The 10,631-nt window shown below is 55.8% G+C and carries 11 protein-coding genes; 3 read left to right on the top strand and 8 right to left on the bottom strand.

Annotation, left to right across the window (positions count from 1 at the left end):
* A partial coding sequence (locus tag OR1_RS19590) for a DUF3047 domain-containing protein (RefSeq protein WP_082003055.1) occupies nt 1-536 on the top strand: 536 nt, incomplete at its 5' end.
* A 1-nt stretch (nt 537) separates the two neighbouring features.
* On the opposite strand, the gene OR1_RS19585 is transcribed toward OR1_RS19590, so the two are convergent.
* Nucleotides 538-885 carry a YtxH domain-containing protein gene (locus tag OR1_RS19585; protein ID WP_041974623.1) on the bottom strand — a complete coding sequence of 116 codons (348 nt, stop codon included), beginning with the start codon at nt 883-885 and terminating at the stop codon, nt 538-540.
* 74 nt (nt 886-959) lie between these two features.
* Nucleotides 960-1,748, bottom strand: a complete 789-nt coding sequence (locus tag OR1_RS19580; protein WP_041974621.1) for a lipopolysaccharide assembly protein LapB — start codon at nt 1,746-1,748, stop codon at nt 960-962.
* 151 nt (nt 1,749-1,899) lie between these two features.
* Here OR1_RS19580 and ptsP point away from each other — a divergent pair, with 151 nt between their 5' ends.
* Entirely contained in the window at nt 1,900-4,242 is a 2,343-nt protein-coding gene (gene ptsP, locus OR1_RS19575) for a phosphoenolpyruvate--protein phosphotransferase (RefSeq protein ID WP_041974619.1), read from the top strand.
* Here ptsP and OR1_RS19570 read toward each other — a convergent pair.
* The 5 genes from OR1_RS19570 to OR1_RS19550 all read right to left on the bottom strand — a co-directional run bounded on the left by OR1_RS19570 (nt 4,231) and on the right by OR1_RS19550 (nt 8,472).
* Nucleotides 4,231-4,680 (bottom strand): PaaI family thioesterase, encoded by a 450-nt coding sequence (locus tag OR1_RS19570; RefSeq protein ID WP_041974617.1) that lies wholly within the window; start codon nt 4,678-4,680, stop codon nt 4,231-4,233. The two genes, ptsP and OR1_RS19570, sit on opposite strands and share 12 nt — an antisense overlap.
* 201 nt (nt 4,681-4,881) lie before the next feature.
* Entirely contained in the window at nt 4,882-5,838 is a 957-nt protein-coding gene (locus tag OR1_RS19565; protein ID WP_041974615.1) for a diguanylate cyclase, read from the bottom strand.
* 60 nt (nt 5,839-5,898) lie between these two features.
* Complete coding sequence (gene mscL / locus OR1_RS19560; RefSeq protein ID WP_041974613.1) at nt 5,899-6,336, bottom strand: large conductance mechanosensitive channel protein MscL; 438 nt, start codon at nt 6,334-6,336, stop codon at nt 5,899-5,901.
* 55 nt (nt 6,337-6,391) lie between these two features.
* On the bottom strand, nt 6,392-7,675 hold the full coding sequence (locus OR1_RS19555) for an endonuclease Q family protein (protein ID WP_041974611.1): 1,284 nt from the start codon (nt 7,673-7,675) through the stop codon (nt 6,392-6,394).
* The gene (locus OR1_RS19550; protein ID WP_041974635.1) at nt 7,672-8,472 is read right to left on the bottom strand and encodes a uracil-DNA glycosylase family protein; all 801 of its coding nucleotides are present in this window, start codon (nt 8,470-8,472) and stop codon (nt 7,672-7,674) included. The genes OR1_RS19555 and OR1_RS19550 overlap by 4 nt, the downstream gene beginning before the upstream one ends.
* Nucleotides 8,473-8,485: 13 nt before the next feature.
* On the opposite strand from OR1_RS19550, the gene OR1_RS19545 reads away from it, so the two are divergent.
* Nucleotides 8,486-9,394: a zinc dependent phospholipase C family protein gene (locus tag OR1_RS19545; protein ID WP_041974609.1), complete on the top strand. Its 909-nt coding sequence runs from the start codon at nt 8,486-8,488 to the stop codon at nt 9,392-9,394.
* A 23-nt stretch (nt 9,395-9,417) separates the two neighbouring features.
* On the opposite strand, the gene coaBC is transcribed toward OR1_RS19545, so the two are convergent.
* Complete coding sequence (gene coaBC / locus OR1_RS19540) at nt 9,418-10,608, bottom strand: bifunctional phosphopantothenoylcysteine decarboxylase/phosphopantothenate--cysteine ligase CoaBC (RefSeq protein WP_041974607.1); 1,191 nt, start codon at nt 10,606-10,608, stop codon at nt 9,418-9,420.
* Between the last annotated feature and the right edge of the window lie 23 nt (nt 10,609-10,631).

Below are 10,631 nucleotides of genomic sequence, written 5' to 3'. Positions count from 1 at the left end.
TTCTCAAGGCGCACAGCGTCAAAGCGGCGTCCGGTCTTATCAAGAAAATAAATATTGACGCAAAAAAGTCCCCGATTCTCCGCTGGTCATGGAAAGTCAACAACCTGATAACCAAGGAAGATATCAGCAGGAAGGATGGGGACGATTTTGCCGCCAGAGTCTATGTGGTCTTTCCCAGGTCATTCTGGCGAATGAGGGCAATTACCTATGTATGGGCTTCCAGAATGCCAAAGGAGTCGATCCACCCCAGCCCCTACACCAGTAACGCCATGATTGTCGCAGTAGAATCCGGCAACGAAAAAGTCGGGCAGTGGGTCAGGGAAGAGCGAAACATTATGGATGATTACAGAAAGATTTTCGGCGAAGATCCGCCGGAGATAGGCGCAATTGCCCTGATGAGCGACACAGACGATACCAAGGAAGAAGTCACCGCATATTACGGGGACATCTTCATGTCCGACAAAAAACCGCAACTGCCGGAAAAAAGAGGGCTAAACAGACAACTCCCTCTCTCGTCCGCACATCGGAGCCGATAACTCAGCCGATGATTTTAGAAAGCCGGCTCTTTTGTTTTTCCAGTTTGTGCTGACCTTCTTCAATCGCCCGTAGCAGCTCACGCTTGGCATCCTGGGCGACATCCTTCCCCTTGTCCAGTATCTCCGACGCCTTCTCGCTCACTGCTTCAGTCAGCTCGGAAACACTCTCAGTGAAGTCATCCACGATATCTTCGGCCCTGCGCTTGGCCTTGCGCGAATAACGAGCTATGTCCTGACGGGTCTTCTTGCCGGACTGGGGAGCATAGAGCAACGCAACGCCAGCCCCCATGATCCCTCCGGCCACAAGCATCAAGGCTCCAACCATAACTGTCTTATCACTGTCTTTCATCTCCGTCTCCTTTTTTCGTAATGATCTTCTTATCAGTTTACCCGAAAATATGACAATTGAAACGTCAAGATGAATCAGGGCAGTTCCGCCCTCAACCCCTCCAGCACCGCCTTCACCTCGGCGACCATCTCCTCTGCTTGCGGCGACTTCTCGTACCGCAGGTAAAGTTCCAGATACTTGATCGCATCCTTAACCCTCTCCCGGTCCATACAAAGACTGCCAAGAGTCAGGTAGGCAAGGGTAAACTCGGGATCGAGACTTACTGCTTCCAGGCATTCCTTCTCGGCCTCGTCAAACTCCTCCATGTCGTAATACAGTTCGCCAAGGTTGAAATGTGCCGCTGCATCCTCGGGATCGACCTCGATCCCTTTCCTGAAAGCGGCAATGGCCTTTTCCTTTTCACCTTGACCATACCAGGCATCTCCGATCGCATTGTAGGCAAAGACGTTGTCGGGCTCAATTTCCAGAGCAGCCTCGTAAGCCTTGATCGCCTCGTCAATCCGTTCCATTTTACTGTACACAAGACCGATGTTCACATAGGCGTCGGCATTTTTGGGGTCGACCTCTGCCACCTTCTTATACTGCTGAATGGCCTGTTTATGATCCCCAACCTCAAAATAGAGGTCACCGAGGGCAATCAAGGCATCGACATCAGGTGAAAGCGATATCGACTGCTTCAAGGCGGAAATGGCCTCATCGGACTTGCCTAACGCGGCAAGCGACTCTCCGAGATAGCAGTACCCTTCCGAACGGGTCGGCTCCAGTTCGGTGCAACGGCTGAATTCGCGAACCGCGCCGGCATTGTCTCCCGCTTCCGCCAGCGATATCCCTTGAGCAAGGCACTCTTCAAACGTAGCCCCCATGATTATTGTCTCCTTTTATCTATAGGTGCCCGAACTATACCAGAATCGAAACCCGGACGCCACCACGGCCCCAAAAAAATCTCGTCACCCTCTTTCACTTCGGCATTCTGTGGTTATACTGATAATGATTACAACAGGATCAGGGACCGACATGCACCACGAACATGAAGCCATCGGGCTGCGCACCCTAGAAGACATCAGCGGACTGATACTCCACTCGCACGACCTCCAGGAAACCCTCGACAACATCGTCAACCTGGTGGCCAAGCGGATGAACACCGAAGTCTGCTCCATCTACCTGCTGGAAAACGATGGTGAGACCCTGACCCTGCAAGCTTCAAAAGGGTTATCCAAAACATCAATCGGCAAGATCACCATGAAGATATCCGAGGGGCTCACCGGTCTGGTGATCGAGCACCGGGGCGTGGTAAACATCGAGAACGCCCCCGACCATCCGCGCTTTAAATATTTCAAGGAAACCGGGGAGGAGAAGTTTGCCTCGTTCCTGGGAGTGCCTCTCTTTGAAAGGAAAACGCCAGTCGGCGTCATTGTCGTCCAGACCAGGGAAGCAAGAATCTTTACCCAGCACGAAATCAGCACAATTGCAACGATCGCCTACCAGATCTCCAGCATCGTAATTAACGCAAAATTGCTGGATTCGGTGCGTACCAAGGAAGAGGAACGGGCGTTTTTCGAGCGCGAACTGGCGAAGGCGCAACAGGAAGCGGTCGAACGGGAACGCCAGGCAGCAAAAGGTGGCAAAGGCCAACGCCAATCAATAACCGGCTCGCCGGCGTCGCCGGGTTTCAGCTGGGGCAAACTGTACATACTCAATCACCAGGGGGGACGCAAAGGGGCGAGAGCCGCAATCAAGATTCTCCCCCGCGCCGAAGAGAAAAAACGTTTTCTGGTAGCACTGGAAAAGGCCAAGATTCAGACCCTCTACATGGAGAAGCGCGTAGCCTCGACACTCTCCAAGGAGGATGCCGCCATCTTCCACTCTCACCTGATGATAATGGAAGACCGTGGTGTGACGGGACGGATACTTGAAGCGATCGACACCGACTGCGGGGCAATCAAGGCGGTTGAGGGTGTTGTCGATCATTATGTGGCGGCCTTCTCACAAATGGAAGACCCGTATCTGCGGCAGCGGTCAGCGGATATGCTCGACATCGGCCGCAGGATCATAGACTGCCTGGAAGGAAAAGAGTCCCGCACCCGGCTCCGCGACAAAAGGATCATTGTTGCCGACGACATCCTCCCTTCGGACATGGCAACCCTCAATACCGACAGGGTACTCGGCATAATAACCGAAAAAGGGGACATTAACTCCCACGCCGCAATCATGGCCCGCTCGCTAGGCATCCCCGCAGTGCTTGGCATCGAAGGGCTTCTGAAAAAGGTCGGCCCCAGAGACGAGGTGATAATCGATGGCACATCCGGGCATATATACATCAACCCGGATTCCGGAATAAAGACTGAATACGAGCGGCTTCAGAGGGACCACAGTCAGCGGCAGCGCGAACTGGAAGGGATGCGGGATCTGCCGGCAATAACAACCGATGGGTGCCGGATGCATTTAAGGGCAAACATCGGGCTCTTGTCCGACATCCGGGTGGCGCTGGCCAACGGAGCGGAAGGAGTCGGCCTCTACCGGACCGAATTTCCGTACATGGCCAGAAAGTCGTTTCCCAACCGGAGCGAACAGTTCGAGATCTACAAAAAGATCCTGGAAGGGTTCAACGGCTTGCCGGTCAACATCAGGACCCTCGACATCGGCGGCGACAAAGGGCTCCCGTATTTCGAATATCCGAAGGAAGACAATCCGTTCATGGGGTGGCGTTCCATCAGGGTATCGCTCGAAAGGCAGGATATTTTCCGGGACCAGCTGGCGGCCGTACTGATGGCATCGGTCCACGGCAATGCGAGCCTGATGTTCCCGATGGTATCCGGAATCGACGAAATACGGCAGATCAAGGAGATAATCGGCGAGGTGTGTCTGGAGCTGAATCGCAGCGGAATCCCGTTTTCCCGCGACATGAAGCTGGGCATCATGATCGAACTCCCGGCTGCAGTGCAAACCGCCCACATCCTTATCCATGAGGTGGATTACTTCAGTATCGGCACGAACGATCTCATCCAGTATACCATGGCGGCCGACCGGAATAATGCCAAGGTGAAGCGGTACTACGACCCGTTCCACCCGGCGGTGCTCCACTCCATCAACCGTGTTGCGGAAGTGGCGACCAGTGAAAGAAAATCGGTATCGATCTGCGGGGAAATGGCGGCCATACCTATTGCTGCGGTACTGCTTCTGGGGATGGGGATTACGGATTTCAGTCTTTCCGCACCGTCGATCCCGGTCATCAAGCAGGTGGTCCGAAAGGTATCGCGGGAAACAGCCCGTGAAGTCGCGGCGCACGCCCTGTCACTGGAAAGCGCCAGCAGCATCCGCGCCTACCTGGAGATCGTCAAGGCCGAGCTAGAGCTTTGATCGAGGAATCTTGAACATTGAATTGAACGTCGCCACCTTCACCCCCTGAAGATCGAACAGCTCCGCCACACCGCGGAAGGTCCTCTCGTCGAGCCGCTCCGCAGTGGCCACCGCCGTTATGCCGCCGCCTGAGACCGCGGCATGGAACTTGAGCGACAGCTCGGTGGTCACGAAGTTGGTCCCTTCTGGAAGCAGGCTCTTGATTGCCATGGCAACGGCAGTATCGGCAAGCGCAGTCACTGCCCCGCCGTGCATCAACCCTTTCCCCTGGCTATGCTTCACCCTGAACGGCATGGAGAGGAGCGCCCTCCCCTCCCCGGCCTCCTCTATGGTCATCTCCAGATACTCCTCGAAAGGGGCGCAGGCAATCCAGCCGGGGAGCCGGAACGGGATCTCCGCTCCGGAATTCACCGGCCTCTCATACAACTCTTCATACATCGACATATCTCCCGATGAAACAGTAATAATCATCAATCACGGCACAGCAAAAAGCTCCAGCTGCAAGGCGTAGCGTATTCTGAGGAATGAGTCGTAGCCGGAGGCTACGTCGCAGTGACGAAGGTTGAGCGTAACGCAGCAGATGGACTTTTTAGTGACTCCTCACCGATAAATCCTCCGGATTTATAAGCGAAGCCGAAACTATTTGATCTGTACCCCTTTGATCGCATCACCACCCTCGGCAAGCGCCTGTTGCAGGCATTCTTCCGCCTTGGCAAAAAACATCTGCATGGAAAAACCTTCCTTTTCCCCGGATGGGGTGAAACCGGCAACACCAAGGCTCGCCGTCACTTTGTGTTCCTGTTCCTGACTCCCCGCAACCTGTGACGCAATCCTGATCCTGAGTCTTTTGGCAAGGATCATGGCCCCCTGGGCATCTGTTTCCGGAAGCACCACCACGAACCGGTCCTCAGCGGACCGGGCGATCCAGTCGATCTCTTTGCGAACCGACTCGGTCAGGCAGCCGGCAGTGCCCTTGAGCAGATTGTCGCCGGCCAGGTAACCGCCGGCAGTTACAAACCGGTCAAGGCAATCGATGCTTATCATGATAACCGAAAGAGCCCGGCCGTACCGGTAGGCTCGTTTTATCTCCGAAGGAATCCGCTCCTCCATGTAACGTTTGTTGAATACCCCTGTCAGAGAATCCACCAGCGACAGGCTTTCAACCTGCCGGGCAAAATCGTTGAGCTTACTTTCCAGTTCGATGATCCTCCGCCCGGTCTTCAGCCGGGTCAGCAGCTCCTGCTGATGGGGCGGCTTGACCAGGTATTCGTCGGCACCAGCGTCCAGCCCGGCAATGAGATCGTTTTTCGACCCCTGAGAGGTAAGGAGGATGATATAGGTATAGCGACCGCTATCGTCGGCACGAATTGCCTTGCACAGTTCCAGGCCGTCCATCTCCGGCATTACCCAGTCAGTCATCACGATGGGGTAATAACCGCTCCGGAAGGTCTCCAGCGCCTCATGACCGTTACGGGCGACCACAACCTGATAACCCGCGGCCTTGAGGCCCGCTTCGATGATGGTTCTCATGAAATTGTCGTCGTCAACGATCAGGATTGGATGCGCAAACGGATGCGCCAGGGGGGAATCGTTCATCAGACACCTCGGGAATCAAGCTGTTTTCTTTGACGTAATGGCAGCAATCCAGTTGCCCGCCTATTCCAGCTGCGACGTACAGTGTGGACAGCGATTCGCCGCGAGGGGAATGGACGAGCAGCAGAAAGAGCACTCCTTGGTATTTGGCGGAGCCGGAGCAGGCTCATTTTTGAACCGGTTGATCTGCTTGATGACCAGGAAAATGACGAAGGCAATTATTACGAAGTCGATAATCGTATTGATGAACAACCCGTAACTGATAACCGGCGCTCCGGCATCCTTGGCCGCTTTCAGAGAGGTGAACCCCTTCCCGGACAGATCAAGGAAGAGGTCGGTAAAGTTCACTTTACCCATCAGCATCCCCAACGGCGGCATGACGATATCACTCACAAAGGATGTGACGATCTTGCCGAAAGCACCGCCAATGATGACACCAACCGCCAGATCAACCACGTTACCTTTTACAGCAAACGCCTTGAACTCCTGCATCATTGCCATGGTGAGCTCCTTTGCATGTGAAGAATGATTTTTACCGATTATACCTCGACTTTGATTAATTTTCTCCAAACGCCCCGATTAGTTCTTTCTTTTCCTCCTCGCTAAAGACCTTGATCACCCCGAATTCGCCGTCGTAACCGGACCTCCTGATCACCCTGCTGTTCCTGATGCGGGCAACAGCTTCACCGAGAACCGGAGAAAACCGGGATATTCCATCCAGTTCCGTCTTGAGGAGCAGGTCAAACTCGGATCCGAACCGGGCCACGATCCGGGCAAACTGTCCGGCAACCTTTTTCGAGGCAACACCCACCCCCAGGATCTCGGAAATAATCTCGGGAAGCGGAATGAGGCTGAAGACAGCGGGCGCATCTTCCGGGAGACGCGGTTCATCCCGATCGGCCAGCTCCATGACCCGATGGAGCACCCCAATAGTGAGCGCCCGGCCGCAAACCGGACAGCGACCGTTCAGCCAGCGCGACTCAACCGGTTCCAGGCAAACCCGGCAGTCACGATGACCGTCGGCATGGTACTTCCCCTCTTCGGGGAAGAATTCAATCGTGGCGCTGAAGGTCTCGCGCCTGTTCCCCCGAATGGCATCCCTCATGGAAAAATAGTCGAAGCCGGTACTGAAGAGATTGGCCTCCCGCCCGAGCTTCTGCGGGGAATGACAATCGGAATTGGAGATCAGAGCAAACCGGTCGAGCCCCGAGATCAGCCGGTTCATGGCCGGGTCGGACGACAGGCCGGTCTCAAGGGCAAAGATGTGCATGGACAGGTCGCCGAAACACTCTTCGATCGAGTCGAATCCGGATTTAGATCCGAACAGGGAAAACCATGGCGTCCAGATATGGGCCGGCACCAGGAAACCTTCCGGCGCCTCCTCCAGGACAATTTCCAGCAGATCTCGGGAATCAAGGCCGAGGATCGGACGGCCATCCGACACCACGTTGCCGATCGCAGCCAGCCTGGCGTTGATCCGGCCGGCGGAGGCGAAATCCGGGACATACAGGAGGTTGTGCACCTTGCGCACCTGGCCGTGCCGTTTGTAGATGCAGCTCACTTCGGCGGAGAGCATGAAACGGACCGGCTGTTCCGGCAGCGAAATCCCGGCCAGAGGGGCAACAACGGATCGGCTATCCTTCAGACGAAAGAAACCGGCTTCCGCCGGTTCCAGTTCCTCCTGCAGTTTGCCGAACCAGGCGGGGTGGGTAAAATCACCGGTCCCGACGACATTGATCCCCTTGATTCCGGCCCATCCGGCCAGCCCGGCCAGACTGCTCTCCTTGCTGGTCGCTCTGGAATACGGGGAATGGATATGGAGGTCAGCGATGTAGTTCACGGTTTCGTACTGCCGTCAGACGCACCGCCCTTTTGTAGCGGAGGCTCAATCCCCATCTTTTTCATCACCTGCTTCATGTCCTCCCAGACTTCGCGCTTGAGCGCCGGATCGCGCAGCAGCGCAGCCGGGTGGAACGTCGGCATCAGCGGGATGCCGTGATAGTCATGAAAAGTCCCGCGGAGCTTCGAGATCGGAGTTTTCGCAGCCAGCAGGGTCTGGGCGGCGAACTTGCCCAGAGCCACTATCATCAGGGGGTTGATCGCCTTGACCTGGCGCAGCATAAACGAAGAGCAGGCCTCGATTTCTGACGGAAGCGGGTCGCGATTCTGCGGCGGACGGCATTTAATGACATTGCAGATGTAAACATCGCTTCTCTTCAACCCCATTGCCTCGATGATTCGGGTCAGGAGCTTGCCCGCCTCCCCGACAAACGGTTCTCCCTGTAGATCCTCGTCGCGACCCGGCCCCTCGCCGACAAAGACCAGCCGTGCATTGGGATTGCCGACTCCGAACACCAGACTGGTACGGGTGGCGCCTAACTGGCAGCGGTGACAATCACCGAGATCGGAACGTATCGAGTCGAGTGTCTCGACAATCTCTTCCCCAGACAACAGTTCCGGCGGGGGGCCGAGCAGCATATCCCGCTCGGCTGCCGATACCAGTGGCGAAGCGGCGAGCGGCAGCTCGTCAATCCCGCTTTCCTGAAGGTCAACAAGATATGCCCTGACCGAGGCAAGTACTGATTCGGCTTCTTCGGCAGGTTGGACAGCTTCCTTTACATTCCCGCTATTTTGCATTAAGGTAGAAGACATGCACGCTCTCCTGTTTGCGCTGCTCGCAGTTCTGGCCATACCCTCTTCCGCATTTGCCTGGGGGGGAGGAACCCACCTGCTGCTCGGCCAATTCGTACTCAACAATCTGTCGCTGCTGCCGACTGCCGTTGGTTCGGCTATCGGGGCATTCCCGAACGATTTCCTTTACGGCTGCCTGGCTGCCGATATCACTGTAGGGAAAAAGTTCACCCATTTCCTGCTCAACTGCCACCGGTGGAGCATCGGCAAGAAGGTCCTCGACCGTGCGTCAACTCCCCCTCAACTGGCCTGCGCCTATGGTTATCTGGCCCATTTGGCAGCGGACACGATCGCGCATAATTACTACGTCCCGCTCCAGACCATCGGGAGTTTCTCGACCCTCACCCTGAAACACGCCTACTGGGAAGTCAGATTCGACAGCTTCATTGATCGCGAAATCTGGGAAACCGGCGGCAAAGTGGCGCGCGACCATTTCGAGGACAACGACGAACTGCTGCGGAACACCGTGGCGAGCACCCTTTTTTCATTCGGAACCAACAAGAAGATATTTAACTCCATCATGCTGTTGAGCCGGCTGGAGAAGTGGCAGCTGGCAATCAAGAAACTCAACGAGACGTCGCGGTTCAGCCTTGAAGAGAACCACCGCGACGAATTTCTCGAACTCTCAAAAACAGCAGTCCTTGATCTGCTCGGCGATCTAGAAGGATCGTGTTATCTGGTAGCGGACCCAACCGGCGAACGCGCCATTGCCGCTGCCGAAGGGATCAGGAAGAATCTGCGGCTGCTTTACCGGAGCGGAAAAATATCCAAAGACGACGCTACCTCTCAGGTTGATGAGATCGGCGCCAAGCTCCGCGGGGCGATCTGCGACCCGGACCTGCTTCGGGAGATCCTCGCTGCAGCCTGACGTCGGATTTCGGCCGTCCGCAGCTAATTCTTCAATCCAAGCACCCGATCCAAGATCAAACCGGCAAGATCGTCCTTGGACATCAACCCGGGCTCTTCGATCTTCCCACCCGGATACAGGATCCGGACGATATTGGTGTCGATGTCGAACCCGGCCCCTGGTTCACTGACATTGTTGGCAACAATCATATCAAGATTTTTTGCTGTGAGCTTTTTCCCGGCGTTGGCCAGCAAGTCGTCTGTTTCGGCCGCAAAACCCACTAAAATTTTCCCCTGTTTTGCCCTGCCTATCTCGGTCAGGATATCCGGATTTTTCTCCAGTTCGATACAAAGGGCTCCGGTATCCTTTTTGACCTTTGATCCGGCTCTGCTTACCGGCCTGTAATCAGCCACCGCAGCAGACTTCACTACAATGCTCGCCTCGTCAAGCCTTGCCATCACCGCATCCCGCATTTCGACAGCTGTCGTGACAAGCACTGTCTCAACGCCATACGGCGGCGCGAGCGCTGACGGACCGCTTACCAGTATGACCCTGGCTCCCCGGCGCCAGGCTGCCCGGGCAATGGCATACCCCATTTTACCGGAGGAGTGGTTGCTGATGAACCGTACCGGGTCGATCTCTTCCCGAGTGGGGCCGGCGGTCACCAGCACGGTTTCGCCAGCCAGATCCTGTTCCGAGAGTAGAGCGATTGCAGCTTCACAGATGACGGCCGGCTCCTGCATCTTACCGCTCCCCTCCCAGCCGCAGGCAAGCTGCCCGGTTACGGGGTCAACAAAACGGTAACCGCGTTGCCGCAATTTCTGCTCGTTTTCCCGATAGATCGGATTCTCGAACATATTGCAGTTCATGGCCGGTGCGATCAGAACCGGCGCCCTGGTAGCCATTACCGTAGTGGTGAGCAGGTCGTCGGCAATGCCGTTTGCGGCCTTGCCGATGAAATTGGCGGTGGCCGGCGCAATCAGGAACAGGTCGGCCCGATCGGCAAGAGAGATATGCCCGATCTCCTGCTCGGATATCAGGTTGAACAGATCGAGATTTACTGGATGGCCGGAAAGGGTCTGAAATGTGAGAGGGGCGACGAACTCGGTAGCGGCTTTGGTCATAACGACATGGACATCGACTCCAGTCTTTTTCAACAACCGCAGCAGTTCAACCGCCTTGTAGGCGGCAATCCCGCCGGTTACCCCCAGAATTACCGTTTTTGCCTCAAGCATCTCCAGCCCCCGATAGCCGTTTC

The organism is Geobacter sp. OR-1 (assembly GCF_000813145.1).
In the GTDB taxonomy this organism is placed as follows: Bacteria; Desulfobacterota; Desulfuromonadia; order Geobacterales; family DSM-12255; genus Geoanaerobacter.
Note: the sequence above shows the minus strand (reverse complement) of the source record. Positions and strands in the feature narration are given on the sequence as shown.

Bases quoted from the DNA above. Each gene is read 5' to 3' on its own strand.
- OR1_RS19585 (WP_041974623.1), bottom strand. From the start codon at position 885: ATGAAAGACAGTGATAAGACAGTTATGGTTGGAGCCTTGATGCTTGTG.
- OR1_RS19580 (WP_041974621.1), bottom strand. From the start codon at position 1,748: ATGGGGGCTACGTTTGAAGAGTGCCTTGCTCAAGGGATATCGCTGGCG.
- ptsP (WP_041974619.1), top strand. From the start codon at position 1,900: ATGCACCACGAACATGAAGCCATCGGGCTGCGCACCCTAGAAGACATC.
- OR1_RS19570 (WP_041974617.1), bottom strand. From the start codon at position 4,680: ATGTATGAAGAGTTGTATGAGAGGCCGGTGAATTCCGGAGCGGAGATC.
- OR1_RS19565 (WP_041974615.1), bottom strand. From the start codon at position 5,838: ATGAACGATTCCCCCCTGGCGCATCCGTTTGCGCATCCAATCCTGATC.
- mscL (WP_041974613.1), bottom strand. From the start codon at position 6,336: ATGGCAATGATGCAGGAGTTCAAGGCGTTTGCTGTAAAAGGTAACGTG.
- OR1_RS19550 (WP_041974635.1), bottom strand. From the start codon at position 8,472: ATGCAAAATAGCGGGAATGTAAAGGAAGCTGTCCAACCTGCCGAAGAA.
- OR1_RS19545 (WP_041974609.1), top strand. From the start codon at position 8,486: ATGCACGCTCTCCTGTTTGCGCTGCTCGCAGTTCTGGCCATACCCTCT.
- coaBC (WP_041974607.1), bottom strand. From the start codon at position 10,608: ATGCTTGAGGCAAAAACGGTAATTCTGGGGGTAACCGGCGGGATTGCC.